Annotated in this window: 15 protein-coding genes; 9 read left to right on the top strand and 6 right to left on the bottom strand. The window is 68.6% G+C overall.

Features of this window, described 5'->3' with window-relative positions:
* Nucleotides 1-5: 5 nt before the first annotated feature.
* From AB0K28_RS30635 to AB0K28_RS30610, 6 genes are all read left to right on the top strand, one after another.
* Nucleotides 6-1166, top strand: a complete 1161-nt coding sequence (locus AB0K28_RS30635; RefSeq protein ID WP_364376924.1) for a mandelate racemase/muconate lactonizing enzyme family protein — start codon at nucleotides 6-8, stop codon at nucleotides 1164-1166.
* A gap of 12 nt (nucleotides 1167-1178) precedes the next feature.
* The gene (locus AB0K28_RS30630) at nucleotides 1179-1850 is read left to right on the top strand and encodes a GntR family transcriptional regulator (RefSeq protein ID WP_345402586.1); all 672 of its coding nucleotides are present in this window, start codon (nucleotides 1179-1181) and stop codon (nucleotides 1848-1850) included.
* A complete protein-coding gene (locus AB0K28_RS30625; RefSeq protein WP_364376921.1) occupies nucleotides 1837-3255 on the top strand; it encodes an NAD-dependent succinate-semialdehyde dehydrogenase in 1419 nt (472 codons plus the stop codon). The genes AB0K28_RS30630 and AB0K28_RS30625 overlap by 14 nt, the downstream gene beginning before the upstream one ends.
* A gap of 11 nt (nucleotides 3256-3266) precedes the next feature.
* Nucleotides 3267-4283 carry a DUF2804 domain-containing protein gene (locus tag AB0K28_RS30620; protein ID WP_364376918.1) on the top strand — a complete coding sequence of 339 codons (1017 nt, stop codon included), beginning with the start codon at nucleotides 3267-3269 and terminating at the stop codon, nucleotides 4281-4283.
* A 99-nt stretch (nucleotides 4284-4382) separates the two neighbouring features.
* Entirely contained in the window at nucleotides 4383-4616 is a 234-nt protein-coding gene (locus tag AB0K28_RS30615; RefSeq protein WP_364376915.1) for a hypothetical protein, read from the top strand.
* 165 nt (nucleotides 4617-4781) lie between these two features.
* The gene (locus tag AB0K28_RS30610) at nucleotides 4782-5318 is read left to right on the top strand and encodes a hypothetical protein (protein ID WP_364376912.1); all 537 of its coding nucleotides are present in this window, start codon (nucleotides 4782-4784) and stop codon (nucleotides 5316-5318) included.
* Between the two features lie 46 nt (nucleotides 5319-5364).
* Here the strand turns inward: AB0K28_RS30610 and AB0K28_RS30605 are convergent, their stop codons facing one another.
* The 4 genes from AB0K28_RS30605 to AB0K28_RS30590 all read right to left on the bottom strand — a co-directional run bounded on the left by AB0K28_RS30605 (nucleotide 5365) and on the right by AB0K28_RS30590 (nucleotide 8692).
* Entirely contained in the window at nucleotides 5365-5502 is a 138-nt protein-coding gene (locus AB0K28_RS30605) for a hypothetical protein (protein ID WP_345402568.1), read from the bottom strand.
* Nucleotides 5503-5853: 351 nt separating this feature from the next.
* Nucleotides 5854-7062, bottom strand: a complete 1209-nt coding sequence (locus tag AB0K28_RS30600) for an acyl-CoA dehydrogenase family protein (protein ID WP_364376909.1) — start codon at nucleotides 7060-7062, stop codon at nucleotides 5854-5856.
* 72 nt (nucleotides 7063-7134) lie between these two features.
* Complete coding sequence (locus AB0K28_RS30595) at nucleotides 7135-8061, bottom strand: glucosyl-3-phosphoglycerate synthase (protein ID WP_364376906.1); 927 nt, start codon at nucleotides 8059-8061, stop codon at nucleotides 7135-7137.
* 223 nt (nucleotides 8062-8284) lie between these two features.
* Nucleotides 8285-8692 (bottom strand): RidA family protein, encoded by a 408-nt coding sequence (locus AB0K28_RS30590; RefSeq protein ID WP_364376903.1) that lies wholly within the window; start codon nucleotides 8690-8692, stop codon nucleotides 8285-8287.
* Between the two features lie 99 nt (nucleotides 8693-8791).
* On the opposite strand from AB0K28_RS30590, the gene AB0K28_RS30585 reads away from it, so the two are divergent.
* A complete protein-coding gene (locus AB0K28_RS30585; protein ID WP_345402562.1) occupies nucleotides 8792-9184 on the top strand; it encodes a helix-turn-helix domain-containing protein in 393 nt (130 codons plus the stop codon).
* Nucleotides 9185-10024: 840 nt separating this feature from the next.
* On the opposite strand, the gene AB0K28_RS30580 is transcribed toward AB0K28_RS30585, so the two are convergent.
* Nucleotides 10025-12058 (bottom strand): PKD domain-containing protein, encoded by a 2034-nt coding sequence (locus tag AB0K28_RS30580; RefSeq protein WP_364376900.1) that lies wholly within the window; start codon nucleotides 12056-12058, stop codon nucleotides 10025-10027.
* Between the two features lie 1031 nt (nucleotides 12059-13089).
* On the opposite strand from AB0K28_RS30580, the gene AB0K28_RS30575 reads away from it, so the two are divergent.
* A complete protein-coding gene (locus tag AB0K28_RS30575) occupies nucleotides 13090-13428 on the top strand; it encodes a hypothetical protein (RefSeq protein ID WP_364376897.1) in 339 nt (112 codons plus the stop codon).
* 262 nt (nucleotides 13429-13690) lie between these two features.
* Nucleotides 13691-13918: a hypothetical protein gene (locus AB0K28_RS30570; RefSeq protein WP_364376894.1), complete on the top strand. Its 228-nt coding sequence runs from the start codon at nucleotides 13691-13693 to the stop codon at nucleotides 13916-13918.
* A gap of 216 nt (nucleotides 13919-14134) precedes the next feature.
* Here the strand turns inward: AB0K28_RS30570 and AB0K28_RS30565 are convergent, their stop codons facing one another.
* Entirely contained in the window at nucleotides 14135-14707 is a 573-nt protein-coding gene (locus AB0K28_RS30565; protein ID WP_364376891.1) for a Pycsar system effector family protein, read from the bottom strand.
* Nucleotides 14708-15570: the final 863 nt, after the last annotated feature.

Below are 15570 nucleotides of genomic sequence, written 5' to 3'. Positions count from 1 at the left end.
GGCGAATGAAGATCACTGACGTGCGCGGGCGCGTCATCGAGATGCCCTATCCGCGGCCGTTCATCCCGTCCTGGGCGCCTGAGGGGGCGCACCGCGCGATGTCGGCGGTGATCGTCGAGGTCGAGACCGACGCGGGCGTGGTCGGCGTGGCGGGCGGCGACATGGGGCACGGCACCGGGCCGATGCTGCTGGAGGCGCTCAAGGGCTGGATCCGGCCGCAGCTCGTCGGCCTCGACGCCTTCGCCACCACCCACGTCGCCAACCGGCTGCGCTACGTCGCCGAGTACGTCTTCCCCCGCCCGTGGGTGGTGGGCGTCGCCGTGTGGGACGCCGTCGGCAAGGCGTGCGGGCAGCCGCTGTACAAGCTGTGGGGCGGGCACGCGGGCTCGGTCCGCGCGTACGCGAGCTTCGGCGAGGTGCGCGACCCCGCCCAGCGGGCCGAGGACGCCGTACGGGTGGCCGAGGAGGGCTTCCGCGGCATCAAGCTGCGCGTGCACTCCGCCACGATCGCCGAGGACGTGGCCCAGGTCGCCGCCGTACGCGAGGCGGTCGGGCCGGACATGGCCATCATGGTGGACGCCAACCAGGCCGCCTCCCGCTGGCGCTACGCCCCCGACGGCAGCAGGCTCATCTGGGACTACGACCGGGCGCTCGCCACCGCCAAGGAGCTGGCCGAGCTCGGCGTGGCGTGGCTGGAGGAGCCGCTGCCGCGGCACGACTACCGGGCGCTGTGCGAGCTGACCGCCGCCTCGCCCATCCCGATCGCGGGCTGCGAGCACAACCGGGGCATCGGCCAGCTCGTACGGATGCTGGAGGACGGCTGCTTCGACATCTTCCAGCCCGACGCCAACGAGAGCGAGGAGATCGGCGCGCTGCGCGACTTCGGCGCGATGGCCGCGGCCCGGCAGCGCCGGGTGATCCCGCACGCGTGGGCCACCGGGCTGGGCGTGGCGGGCAATCTTCAGCTGTGCGCCTCGCTGCCGAACTGCGACTGGCTCGAATACCCCTACGATCCTCCCGTGATCGTGCCGCGGGTGTTCCACTCGATGCTGACCGAGCCGTTGCTGCCGGACCCCACCGGCGAGGTGAAGGTGCCCGACGGTCCCGGGCTGGGCGTCGAGCTGGACCGCGAGGCGATCGAGTCGCTGACCGTCCTGCAGGTCTGAAGGGCTGACATCATGGCCGAACCGCGTTCCCCTTTCCGCACCAAGGCCGACCTGGCAGTGGAGCACATCAAGCACCTGATCATGACGGGTGAGGCGCCTCCCGGAACGAAGATCATCACCCGGGTGGTGGCCGAGGCCGTCGGGATCAGCGAGACACCGGTACGCGAGGCCATCAAGCAGCTCTGCTCCGAGGAGTGGCTGGTCGAGCGGCCACACGTGGGCGCCGTGGTGGCCGCGTTCACGGTGGACAACGTCCGCGAGCTCTACAGCGTGCGGGCCGCGCTGACGGCGCTGGCGCTGAGGCTGAGCGGCGAGCCGCTGGCCGGTGAGCGGCTCGCCGCCGTGGACGACGTGCTCGCCCGCAGCGAGGTGGCCGTGCGCGAGGGCGACGTGGCCACGTTCGCGGCGCTCAACCGGCGTTTCCACTCGCTGCTGTGCGACACCGAGCACAGCAGGCTCACCCACCGCATGCTGCAGGGCCTGTGGGCGCGTACGGAGACCGCGCAGCGCGGCTTCCGGCTGGTGCCCTGGCGGCTGCCCGAGTCGCACCGCGAGCACGTCGCCATAAGGGACGCGCTGGTGGCCGGCGACCTCGACCGGGCCAGCGAGCTGCAGCACGATCACGAGATGGCGGCCATGCAAGCGCTGGTCGACAAGATGCAGGAGAACGATGCACGAGGCTGAGGCACTGATCGGCGGCACCTGGCACACCGACCCGGGCGGTGGGACGTTCACCGTCGCCGACCCCGCGACCGGCGAGCCGATCGCGCACGTCACCGACGGCGGCGCGGAGCTGACCCGTCGGGCGGTGGACGCCGCCGCGGCGGCGTTCCCCGGCTGGCGGGCGCTCGCCGCCGACGAGCGGGCCGAGCTGATGCGCCGCGCCGCCGCCGAGCTGGCCGCGCGGGCGGAGTCGATCGGCGCGACGATGACGTCGGAGCAGGGCAAGCCGCTCGCCGAGTCCGTCGCCGAGGTGCGTTCCGGCGCCGATCACCTGGTGTGGGCGGCAGAGGAGACCCGCCGTGTCTACGGGCAGACCGTGCCGGGCGCCGGTCCCGACAACCGGATCTGGCTGCTGCCCGAGCCCGTGGGCGTGGTGGCCGGCATCACGCCGTGGAACTTCCCCGTCTCGATGATCACCCGCAAGCTGGGGCCCGCGCTCGCCGCCGGCTGCACGGTCGTGCTCAAGCCGGCCGAGCTGACCCCCCTGTCGGCGATCGCCGTCGGCGAGGCGTTCACCGCGGCCGGGCTGCCCGCCGGGGTGTTCAACGTGGTGCCGACCTCGCGCCCGGCCGACTTCGCCGAGACCGTGATGGCCGACCCGCGCGTCCGCAAGGTCTCCTTCACCGGCTCGACCGAGGTCGGCCGCTACCTGATCAGGCAGAGCGCGCAGGACGTCAAGCGGCTGAGCGTCGAGCTGGGCGGGCACGCCCCCGTGCTGGTCTTCCCCGACGCCGACCCCGAGGCCGCCGCCGCGGCCGTCGCGCGCAGCAAGTTCCTCAACGCGGGTCAGGCGTGCACCTCGCCCAACCGCATCTACGTGCACCGCGACGTCGCCGCCCGCTTCACCGCCGCCCTGGTGAAGCGGGCCGAGGCCATCACGCCCGGCCTGGACATGGGGCCGCTGATCGACGCCCGCGCGCTGGCCAAGGTCGAGCGGCACGTCGAGGACGCGCTGGCCGCCGGTGCCCAGGCGGTGACCGGCGGGCGGCGGCTCGACCGTCCCGGCACCTTCTACCCGCCGACCGTGCTCACCGGGGTGCGCGACGACATGCTGATCTGCCGCGAGGAGACGTTCGGGCCCATCGCGCCCGTCCTCGAGTTCACCGGCGAGGACGACGTCGTCGCCCGCGCCAACGCCACCCCGTACGGGCTGACCGCCTACGTGTGGACCGCCGACCTGACCAGGACGCTGCGGGTCGCGGAGGCACTGGAGTTCGGCATGGTCACGGTCAACGGCGGGCCGGTCGCGCCGCCGCAGGCGCCGTTCGGCGGCATCAAGAACAGCGGGTACGGCCGGGAGGGCGGCAGCCTCGGCGTCTCCGACTACCTGGACTACAAGTACCTCAGCGTGGGGCTGGGGCGATGACGGGGAGCACCATGCAGACGACGAGTCCGCGCGCCGTACGCGAGCGGGAGATCACCGCCCGGGTGGACCTGTGCCGGCCCGACGGACGGCTCAACCCCGACGCCGTCGGCTGGAGCCGCACACCGCTGCACCGGGCCAACATCCGCGGCTGGGGCCGCACCATGCGCTGGGACTACTGGTGCGTGACCAGCCCCGAGATGGTGTTCGCGTTCAGCGCCAGCAGCCTCGACTACCTGGCCGGCGAGTCGGCCTTCTTCCTCGACCGGCGCACCGGCCGGCAGGTAGGTGCCCGGGGGCTGCTCGTGCCCGCGCACGGGGTGTCGTTCTCGCAGCGCAGCGGGGAGGGCAGCGTCCGCATCGGGGCCGGGGCCGTCCGCATCAACGTGGACGAGACGGCCGCCGGCACCCGCCTGCGGCTCCGCTCCGCCTCCCTGGAGGCCGACCTGCTCGTGCACCGGGTGCCGGGCCGCGAGAGCCTCTCGCTCGTGGTGCCGTGGTCGTCGCGCCGCTTCCAGTACACGGTCAAGGACGTGGGGCGGCCGGCCGAGGGCACCGTACGCGTGGAGGGGCGCACCCGTACCTTCTCGGCCGGCTCAGCCCTGGCCACCCTCGACCTCGGCCGCGGCCGCTGGCCCTCCCCCATCATCTGGAACTGGGGCGCGGCCGCCAGCCGCCCCGGCGGCCGCGACGTGGCCCTGCAGATCGGCGGCAAGTGGACGGACGGCACCGGCAGCGTCGAGAACGGCCTGTTCCTGGACGGCCGCCTGCACAAGATCAGCGAAGAGCTGGTGTGGCGCTACGACACGACGGACTGGCACGCGCCCTGGCACGTGACCGGCGACCGTGTGGACCTGTCGTTCACCCCGGAACACGTCCGCGAGTCCGACGTCCGCCGCGCCCTGTACATGCGCAGCCGCGAAGCCCAGGCCTTCGGCCACTACAAGGGGACGGTGGTGGCCGACGACGGGGAGACGGTGGAGATCGACGGTCTGTACGGCTGGGCCGAGGAGGTCTACCGCCGCTGGTGACCCTTTCGTCCGGTACGGCCGGCCGCGGACGCCCGGCGATCCGCGGCTTCAGCCGAGAAGCGCGCACCAGTATGGATATTCGGAAGCGTCGGGATCTCCATGATGATGGTGGCCGCCGGGGGCGGATCGTCGCGCGGCGGCATGTCCCCCGCGTTCGCCGGCCTCGACATGTTCTTCTCCCCGGCGTTCCCCCTGTGGAACGGGGAGATGTCGATCACCGAGCCGGCGGCGAAAGGCTGGCCACCTCCCACGGCGATGGAGGGATTCGGCGTCCTCGCCGCCGGACTGATCGTGAGCGTGGCAGGCGTGGTCATCCGGGGCTTCAGGAAATAACGCCACACTTGCCCGTCCATGCCCCGGAGCCGGAGGACGCCGGCCCGCCCGCCGCCCGATGGCTGGCTGCGGCCGGCGGCGCGGGACTCGTCTGGCTCGTTCGGGGGAGGGCGCGTCACCTCTACAGGTGATCCGTCCTCCTCGAGGACCGGAGAGGGTACGGCCATGGCGATCAAGCACCTCCATACGGCCCCGGCCACCAGCGACACCGAACGACCCGTCCCGCGCTGGGCGCTCCGGGCCGCGTACGCGCTGCCCTGGCTGCTGCTCCCCTCATGCCTGTGGAGGTTGCCGTTCGCCTTTCACTTCGACATGGGCCAGCTCAACGACACGCCCCCGTCGCCGTTGTGGATCACCATCCCGTACGTCTTCGGGCTCAGCGTGCTCACCGAGGCGGCGGCGCTGCTCTGCATCGGCCTGGTGCGGCGCTGGGGAGAGGTGGTCCCCGGCTGGATCCCGGCCATCGGCGGGCGACGCGTGCCGCCCATGGCGGCGGTCGTCCCCGCCACGGGAGGCGGGCTGCTCCTGGCCGCTCTCACCGTCTGGATGGCGCTCACGTGGGCCGGCGTCTCCGACCGCATCGCGTACGAGAACGGCTGGTGGGAGGTGCTGAGCATGGTGTGCCTCACCCCGATGGCGTTGTGGGGCCCGATCACGCTCGCCCTGGCCTGGGCCTATCACCGGCGCCGTGGCCCTGCCTGACCTCCTCCCGTTGTGCCTGGGGAGTGTGCGACGCGGCGTCCGGCCCTCAGCAGGTCACCGCATCGGGCGTGCCGGCCGGGGTCTTCGGCACGGAGCCGAGGAAACGGTAGGTTTCCGGCTCGAAGATCAGTTCGGCGCGCTGCCCTCCGTCCGGGCCCTGATACCTGATCGAGGCCCCGCGCACGCCGCTGTCTTCTCGGCTCCGCTTCGCGTGTGAAGGGGTCCCGAGCTGGAGCAGAAGGAAAAGCCCACCAGGTTCATGCGCCGCACCTGCAGAAGCACCTGGGATGCCTATCTCTCAAGCACTGACGCGACGGCCGGCCGGCTGGAGCCCGCGGGGCCAGGTGGTCCCTTGCGATCAACCGCACCGCCGGTGAGGCGTTCACCGTCATGCCGGTCAACGCGTGATGAAGTCGACCGGCCGTCCGTGACCCCCGACGGCGCCGATCGCCGGCTCCAGCAGTGTGGCAGACCGCGGTCCGTCTGATCGCCGAGCAGAGTGTCCTGGTCGTAGCCACTCTGACGTGCGAACTTGTCAGCGGACGGGCAAGCCGGTTACCGCGCGGCCGATGATGAGGCGCTGGATCTCCGACGTGCCCTCGAAGATGGTGTAGATCTTGGCGTCGCGGTGGAAGCGTTCCACCGGGTGTTCCCGGGTGTAACCCGCGCCGCCCAGGATCTGGATGGCCTGTTCCGTCACCCAGACCGCCGTCTCTCCCGCCACCAGTTTCGACATCGAGCCTTCGGCCTGTTCGAAGGGGCGGGCGTTACGGGCCATCCAGGCGGCGCGCCAGGTGAGCAGGCGCGCCACGTCGACGCGGGTGGCCATGTCGGCGAGGAGGAAGGCGATGGCCTGGTTCTCGCCGATCCTGCGGCCGAACTGGGTGCGTTCGCGGGCGTAGTCCCTGGCGTACTCGAAGGCGGCGCGGGCGATGCCGACCGCCATGGCGGCGACCACGGGGCGGGTGGTCTCGAAGGTGCGCATCGCGGCCTGCTCGCCGGCCCGCTCCCCCTTCCGTACGCGCGCCAGCCGCGCCTCCAGCTTCTCCTCGCCCCCGACCAGGCACGAGGCGGGCACCCGTACGTCCTCCAGGACGACCTCGGCCGTGTGCGAGGCGCGGATGCCGTGCTTGCGGAACTTCTGTCCCATGGACAATCCGGGCGTGCCGGGCGGGATGATGAAGGACGCCTGGCCGCGGGTGCCGAGCGAGGGGTCCACGGAGGCCACGACGACGTGGACGTTCGCGATGCCGCCGTTGGTGGCCCAGGTCTTGACGCCGTTCAGCACCCAGTCGCCGCCGTCGCGGACGGCGCGCGTACGGATGGCGCCGACGTCTGAGCCGGCGTCCGGCTCGGAGGCGCAGAACGCGCCGAGCTTGACGTCGTTCTCGGTGCCGAACATCTGCGGCAGCCACTCCCCCACCTGCTCGGGGGTGCCGTTGGAGGCGAGGGCGGCGGCGGCCAGGCCGGTGCCGGTGATCGACAGGCCGATGCCGGCGTCGCCCCAGAACAGCTCCTCGAACGCCACGGGCAGCGCCAGCCCGCTCTCCTCGAACCACTGGGTGGCGAAGAAGTCGAGCGAGTACAGACCGACCTTGGCGGCCTCCTGGATCACCGGCCATGGGGTTTCTTCGCGTTCGTCCCATTCGGCGCCGGCGGGGCGGATCACGTCCCGGGCGAAGGCGTGCACCCAGTCGCGGACCTCCTTGACGTCGTCGCTGAGCTCCGGGCAGAAACCCGCCATGTGCCGCACCTCTCGAACCGCGTCGCCGTTACCGGAGGTAACACCTTACCGGCGAGTAGGGTCACGCGGCCATCAGGCGGACACGGTGATCATGGGTGGGCGTTCGCCGATGCCGATGTCGCGGACGAGCACCTCGTGCCCCTCCGGCCCCCTCCTGAACTGGGAGAGCCGCAAGGACGGCGCGGCGGCCGCGGTGATGCGGCCCTGGCGTTCCAGCCGTGACCAGGCGGCGAGCATGATCTGGGACGACATCCGCCCCAGCGCCTCGGTGCACTGCGGCGCGTGCTCGCGCGAGCCCAGGTCCACCTGCGCGAACCCGTCGAGCCCGGCCAGCTCCAGCAGGTCGATGAGCAGGCCCAGCTCCACGGCGTACCCGGTGAGGAAGGGGACGCGTTCGAGCGCGGAGCGGCGGCCCGCGTACTCCCCGGCCAGGGGCTGGACGAAACCGGCGAGTTCCGGCCAGTGCAGGTTGATGAGGGGGCGGGCGACCAGCTCCGTGACGCGGCCGCCGCCGTTGGGGGTGCCGTGCAGCGGGCGGTCATAGCACCCTTTCGTGTACATGACGCTCGGGTCCGCGAGGAGCGGCCCCAAGACTCCGAGGATGAATGATGCACGGAAATTCCGGATATCGGCGTCGGCGAAGACGAGCACGTCCCCCGACGTGACCGCCAGCGACTTCCACAGCGCTTCCCCCTTGCCGTCCATCGGCTTGAGCTGCGGCAGGATCTCGTCCTGAGCGTGCACCCTGGCTCCGGCCCGGGCGGCCACCCGGGCGGTGTCGTCGGTCGAACGCGAGTCGATGACCACGAGCTCGTCCACGAGCGGAGCCAGCTCCCGCCGGATCACTCCGACGATCTCTCCCACGGTCTCCCGCTCGTCGCGGGCCGGGAGCACCACGCTGACCGTGGTCTCCCCCTTGGCGGCCACCAGGTCCCGGACCGGCCAGTCCCCGGCGGACGAAGTGCGGCGTCGCAACCATCCGTGCACTTCAGGAAGCATGCGACCCCTCCCTCCGTATCCCAATTAATCAGCGTAAGCGAAGTGCCGATCCGGCCTCTGGATCTGTCGCCCTCCCAGGTCAAGCCGGCTTGAAGGGATCCGCGGGCCGGGCAACGCCGCCACAAAGGGACAGCCGGAAGCGGGACAAGCTTTCCGGGCGTCAGGAATAGCATTCACCGGCGGCGGTGGTGGTGATCCGTCCGACGAGGGGGCGGGCCTTCGATCAGTCGAGGACGGCGATCGCCTCCACCTCCACCAGATGCTCCGGTACGTGCAGGGCCGCCACCCCCAGCAACGTGGCCGGCGGCGCCGCCGTCACCCCCAGCCCCGCCATGGCCCGCGACACCCCCTCCATGAACAGCGGCATCTGCTCGGGACTCCAGCCCGCGACGTACACGGTCAGCTTCGTCACGTCCTCGAACGTGGCCCCGGCCCCCGCCAGAGCGGTGGCGACGTTGCGGTAGCACTGCTCGACCTGCGCCGCGAGATCCCCGGCGCCCACGGTCTTCCCTTCGGCGTCCCAGGCCACCTGACCGGCGATGAAGACGAGCCGCGACCCGGACGCGACCGCGACCTGCCGGTAGGCGGGCGACTCGATCAGCCCGTCCGGGTTCAGCAATGTGACGGCCATGACTTTCTCCTCGATTCAGCTCTCTTGTGGTTACTGAGGAACTGTAGGAGAGTGTCCCCTGACGTGGAAGAACGCACTTTTCCGTGACTGGGGCACCAAATGGTGAGCAAGCAGTTCGACGGCCCGGCAGCGGCTGATCTGCGCCGGGCCGACTCCCTGGCGCGCGAGATCTTCTCGGACGTCGCCAACAAATGGGCCCTGCTGATCATCGAGGCACTCGGCGACCGCACCCTGCGCTTCAGCGAGCTGCGCACGCAGGTCCAGGGCATCAGCCACAAGATGCTCACCCAGAACCTGCGCATGCTGGAACGCAACGGCCTGGTCGAACGGCGCGTGTACCCGACGGTGCCGCCACGCGTCGAGTACACCCTGACGGAGGCGGGACGCGGCCTGCAGGCGACGGTGGACGCCATGTGCGACTGGACGCAGCGCTTCCTCAACCACATCGAGTCCGCCCGCACCCACTTCGACAACCCAGAACGGCTCTCCTGAAGCGGGTGCCGCAGGTTCGAACCCTGCCGGGGGCCCTCACCTAGATCGTCATATATGGTTTCTGACCTGCGGTTTCACAGCCGCAGGTCTTTGCTTGCCGACCTTGATAGGCGCCAGTGGTGCCCGCACGCAGCCGTAAGATCATGATCAGGGGACGAACACAGGATGATCTTGATGTCGTTTCCCCAGGCCAGACCCTGATTCTGAGCTATTCCGGCCTCCGGCAACCCGCTATGACCGCCCGGGCATGGGTCTTCTGGAGCCAGGAACGTACGTGGTGGACCCTGGAAACGGCCGGCCACCCTGCGGCCCGAGCCGGAAGAGCGTCGCGTCCGGCTGCAGATGTACTGCATCACCGGACCCCCGGACAGGATCGGGATCGCGCCGGGTGACGTCCGGGGAACCGTCTTCATCCCAGAGCGGTTGGGCGGGTGCTGTCGTGGCTGGGACGGCCGGCACGGTTCGAACCTCGCGTGCGCGGAGTGCGGCTGCCCGGCGGCCAGTCGCGTCGACGACTGCGGGTTCTGGCAGGTCCTCGTCGGAGGCACCGACCTACAGGGCGGTCCGCACGTACTCCTCGGCCGCTGCCACGAGCCGCGGCCGGAACGCGTCGGCTGTACCGGTGATGACCGCCGCGCGGCCCCGGCGCAGCTCGACCAGGCCCTCGTCGCAGTTGTTGGCAGCCGCGCAGCACGGTGTGCAGGTTGATGCCGAGGGAGGCGGCAACGTTGCGCGCCGAGGGGAGCCTGTCGCCGGGGGCCGCCTGGCCGCTCGCCATAGACTCCTGGATGACAGCCAACTGCGGGGCGCGCACGGGCTTGCCCGTGCGCGCCCTATGGATCAGTGGTGGACCTGGACGCTGCCCGAGGTGATCGCCTGCGGTTCCGCCTGGTCCAGGTCGTAGGAGGTGCCCCGGTTGCTGTCGTATACCAGGTTGTTCCCCGGCACGGGGCCGTCGGACGACCGCCAGACGACCATGCGCAGTTTGTCCGGATCGTCGTAGCCGTACAGGACGAACCCGTACCCGCTGTCACCCCCGACCTTGGCGGTGCCCTTCACGGCTGCCTTACCGTCCGGGGTCACCACCAGCCACTCCAGGCCAGTGGCGTCGAGGTCCAGGTCGCTATCGGCAAGCCCGAAGCTCACCTTGCCGCCTCCCGGCACCGGGCCATCGTCATGTGGCTTGTACTTCGGGTTGAACTGGAAGGATCCCTTCCCAGTGTGGGCCGGGTCCTCGCTCAGCGCGCCGGCGGGGGACTGGATGGTGGAGCCCGCGGTGACGAACCCGGCGTCCGGGTCGTACACCACCACCATCACCTCGGCGTTGTCACTCGCGCCGTCGTCATCCGTCACTGTCACGTCAATCGTGTACATGCCGGGATGCTCGAACGTGTGCGGGCGGTCGCACGAGCCGGAGATAGGCGCGTAGCTTTCCTGTGCACCGTCGTCCCACGTCACCTTGCACGTGTGGGTGTCGTTCGCGCCGGAGTCGGTGAAGGAGGCCGCCAGGTCCACCTGCGTTCCCGCCCGATACACCGCCCAGGGCGCGGGGTCGTCGAGCGTCAGCACCGGCGGGGCGTTCTCCACGGTGACCGTGGCGGTGGCGGAGACCGGGTCGTTGACGCCGTCATCGGCCGAGAGTCTCACCGTGTAGGTGCCGTCGTCAGTGCAGGTCATAGTGGTCCGAGCCTGGTGAACGTCGGAGATCTGGCAGGTCGCCCCCGCGTCCACTCCCGAGGATGCCTGATAACTCCAGCTCACTGAGGGAGCGCCGTGGTCGTCGTCCGCCGCGCCCCGCAGGGCGATGGCCGCCCCCTCGTCACCCGAGATGTCGGCCCCGGCGGTGACGAACGGCGGGGTGTCCACCGGCACCGGATCCTCGTTGGCGGGCGGCTCGCCGGGCGCGGGCTGCACCGGCACGTCGTCCCGGAAGGTGAGCGTGCCGAACACCATCCGGTGGTCCGAGCAAGGATGGTGGAAGAACGGGAAGGTCGGGCAGTCTCCCGGCTCGATCACCTCGCCGCTCAGCGTGGGCGAGAAATGGTCTCGGTCCCCGAAGATATAGTCGATCTTCGTGTTATGGGAGTCCGTCGGCCGGTTCGCGGGATGGTCGACATCCAGGTATTCGCCCTGGCCGCCTTGTTCGGGCGCGTACACGCCTTGCAGCAACTCCGGAGTGGTGTTGAAGTCTCCGCCCAGCACGACCGGATAGGGGCTGTCGGCGAATTCCTGGACCAGTGCCTGGGCCTGCGCTCGCGCGAGTTCTTCCGGCTGTGGTTCCAGGTGGACGGAGCAGGCCTGAACCACCTGGCCGAGCGTCGAGGCGAACGATACGACCATGCAGGCGGCGGCTCTGCCCGTCTCCTCCTGCGAGATCGAGCCGTCATCGTTGCTGAAGTAGATGTTGCGGCGGTCCCACACACCGTCGGCGTTCACGGCGATGAGGGCGGGCCCGGATTCGCCGATGCTTCCGCTGTCCGCGCCGCAGAGCGGGTCGAACCCCGTGGTGTCGGTGAACTGCACCTGGGCGTCGCCGAAGTTATTGGCAAGCTGCTGGCGCGCGTACTTGGCCTGAAGCCAGCAGGACTCGTTCATGCTGATCAGGCGCGGCTGCTTGTCGGCCGCGACCTCGAGCAGGCGCCTGACGACCTGCATCGTGCCCTCGTTGTCGGGCTCATTGGGGTCTTGCAGCAGCGAGAAGGAGTTTCCGGCAATGTTCCACTGCAAGACACGCAGTTCCGTAGCCGCGTGTGCCGGAACGGCGAGGCCGAAAATCGTGGCGGCGAGGGTGAGGAGCAGAGCGCTCGCCGTCAGTACGGCACGGCGTAACGCCCGGGTGGGTAAGAGCAACAAGCTTCCGCTCGGGTTTCGCATGGATCTCCCCTGGTAGGCCCTCGGAATCCACCGGATCGCTTCACCGCCGATACTGTTGAGGATCCAGGACGACGTTGCGACATGGGATTCTGTGCTCGAGATCAGAACACATCAGAGCAGTGGTCAGCGCAAGACATGTCCCGACAGCGCATCCCCTTATGTCCGAGGATCGATGCCCTTGCACGTCCACGTCCGCTACGGCAAGAACAAAGAGCCAGCCGCCTTCGGAGTCGACAGGCCCGCTCATATGAGGGAGGGGTCAAATGCGTACAGGAGCACCAGGCGGACCTGCTCTTCGTCCATCGATAAGTCCGAGGATCACTACTCCCCCACCACGCTCTACCACGACCGGGCGATCGATTTCCGCTTCGGTTGGGGTCTAAACCGCCTGCGCCTAAACCACCTGCGCCCGCCCACGGGGTTCCATTACGCCAAGGCCACCGCAAACTGAGCCGACTGCAGCAGCACTAATTCCGCATGAACACCCGCATCTGAGGAGCGGGAACGCCTTGCGTGCCTCCTGCCACATTCAGGGGCTTCGACCAGGCCAAACATCCGTCGGGGGTAAGCGTCGGAAGGTCCTCGCCGAGGAGTCCAACAGACGTCGAGCAGCAACCGCATATCGTCCATTTATAGATATATTGGACTAGTAATGACTCGAGCTCTCCTAAAGCGGGTGCCGCAGGTTCGAGTCCTGCCGGGGGCACTCTCCTAGATCGGCATTTCAGGCCACTGACCTGCGGTTTCACAGCCGCAGGTCTTTTGTTTTGTGACCTTGGTAGGCAGCAGACGGTGCCCGCATGCAACCGTAAGACCATGATCAGGGGAAATGCGCGGGATGATCTTTAACGTGTTTCCCCAGGTCAAACCGGAATCTTGGGCCATCCGAGCGTCCGGCGATCCGCTCCGGCCGCCCGGCTACCGGACAACGACAACGGCTGATCGTGCGAAGTACGTGCGTAACTCCAGCTTGGTCTACGGACAGAGACCTCAGGCTGTGCCCGGAGACCCGCGGCGAATGGACAAGAGGTATGAGCGACTTCCCCGGCCCAATAGGAGATAGCTGGATCAAGGGCGTCGCCGCCGGTGAGGTGCTTCGCGGCATCGGGCCCCTGCGGGGAAATCGTGCCGCCGACCGGAGCAAGGTTCAGGCGACGCTCTGGGATGACGACGAGGAGACTGTCGAGAACGTCATCAGGGGACCCGAGGACAGCGAGGACAGCGAGGACAGCGAGGGAGGGTTCGGGCGTGCAGCGTTGCTCGCCGTAAACGGTGACAGGTCGGTTCTGAGCAGGCCTATGTGCTGTGCCAGCAGTGACACGGCGCTGCTGCTGCGGCCGACCGCGTCCGGCGGAGAGCGCTGGGCCTGAGCTGAACCGTCAACCTGCACGTTTCGATGACCTTCGCGGCATGTGACGACATCTTGGCCACCTTCGACCCGAGACTGCTGTTCACCGCACCGGACGCCGTAGCTGACTGGCTGGCCTCCTTACCGGTGACCGCCGCCGAGTGGCATGAAAGCGTAGTGCGACCAAGTCCCCGCTGGTCGCTCGATTCGGCGGGATCCCTCATCTGAAGCGCACCGCCGTCCATACCGACCGGCGACTGGTCCTGACCTCCCGGCACAACGAGATGGTCCGTCGGCTCCTGGGCGGGACATGTGAGATCTATGGCATGTGGAACGGACTACAAATCCATCACCTGCGCAAACTCCCTGACCTCAGTCGGCCAGGCCGGGCTGGTCGGCCGCCATGGGTGGAACTGATGGCACAACGTCGACGCAAAGCTTTAGTGCTCTGCTCGACATGTCACCAGGGCATCCATAACGGACGCAGCGTTACGTGGTCCTGGTCGGCGTAACAATGACACGAATTCCGTAGATAGTCTCGAATAGGAGTAACCTGACCAAACCAGCCAAGCTTGCATCGTCGAATACACAAGATCAGCGTACGAACGGTGGCCGCCGCACTAGGCTGAGTGTCATGCCATCCGCGGATGAAGTCGCAGAAGAGTCACTATGCGCCGAGTACGAGCGTAGTGTGCTCGCCGGAGCAGGGCCATTCAGCGACCGCGCGGTCACGGTGAAGATCCGGTGAGCACGACGTTGATGAGCGCCGCGCTCACCGTGGCCATCATTCCACCGAGGAGCAACCAGAACCCCCAGCGGATAAGGCGGTACTTCTGCCCGACGATGTGGCTGACCCGGTACAGCTGATCAGCGACCCGCTCCAGGTCCAGTTCCGAGGACCGTATGAGAGCGCGAGTGACGGTCGCCGGGGAGTCGAGGTGAAGGATGTCGGCGTAGTACATGGCGGCACCGTGAATTTTTCGCCGATCCAACCGCGGATAGACCGCGCCGGCGAGCACCACCACGGACGCCAGGGCTGCCGCCGCCCCAACCCACCACAACCACTCGATGGCGTTCGATAACGCGAAAGGTGACCAGTTGCCCGAGAGGAGGCCGCCAGTGACGGCGCCGAGGCCGATGCCCACGATGCCGAGAAGGACCTGAGCTTTGGTATCCGCCCGGTTGAGTTCCTCGCGGGCCTCTCTGAGCAGCTGTGTTCCGTAAGCGCACGCATCGTCCTCAGCTGCCTGCCGTTCTTCTGCGGCAGTTTGGGGGAGGGCTCGTACGATCTTGCGGAACACGACGAACCTCCTGGCCGGAGACGATCACACGCAGAGCATTCCACGGCCGCCGCGGGTTGAAGCCTCGTGATGCGCCTCGCCACCATTGGCCGACCCGCAGAAACTGTCGCCGTCAAAGGCGTTCCCGAACAAAGCTCTCCAGGTCGGCACGTACTCCCGTGAAAGGCACCCGCGTCTGAAGAGCGGGAGCACCTTATGACTTCCCGCTACCAATATGGCCTTGACCTGCTGGAACGCCCATCGTGCCGCCACCCGCAGGAGACCCACCCCAGACGGTCCGATGAACGTCAGACTCCCTCACATATCCCCACATCTGTGGACAAACTGGACTCGTAGTTGCTGGAGCTCTCCTAAAGCGGGTGCCGCAGGTTCGAATCCTGCCGGGGGCACTCACCTAGATCGGCATTTCAGGCCACTGACCTGCGGTTTCACAGCCGCAGGTCTTTGCTTTCTAGACCTTGGTACGCAGCCATCGGTGTCCGCGCGCAGCCGTAAGACCATGATCACGGGATATACACGGGATGATCTTGCAAGCGATTCCCCAGGTCAAACATGGCGAACGGCCTTCCCGGCGGCCGGCAACCCGCTACGACCGCCCGGACACCAGACAAATACAGTCGATGGTCGCGCCAAGCACGTGCGTACGACCACAGGCACGCTGAACTCGCGCTCGATCAGACATGCCACCTAGCAAGCAACGTGCAAGTCACCATGAGAGGCGACACATGCCTGTTGCTACCAGACACTTCGGGCCAACTACCTCGTTGAGAGGACGCGCCCCCAAACCTCAGCTGGCGAGCGCCGACGGCGACGCCTCCGCGCACGCCCGCCCCATCCGGTGCCACGGAGAGCCAGCGCTAGCG

The organism is Nonomuraea sp. NPDC049504 (genome assembly GCF_040676845.1).
GTDB classification, from domain to species: Bacteria; Actinomycetota; Actinomycetes; order Streptosporangiales; family Streptosporangiaceae; genus Nonomuraea; species Nonomuraea salmonea.
The sequence above is the reverse complement of the archived record's forward strand: the minus strand, read 5'-3'. Positions and strand labels throughout refer to the sequence as shown.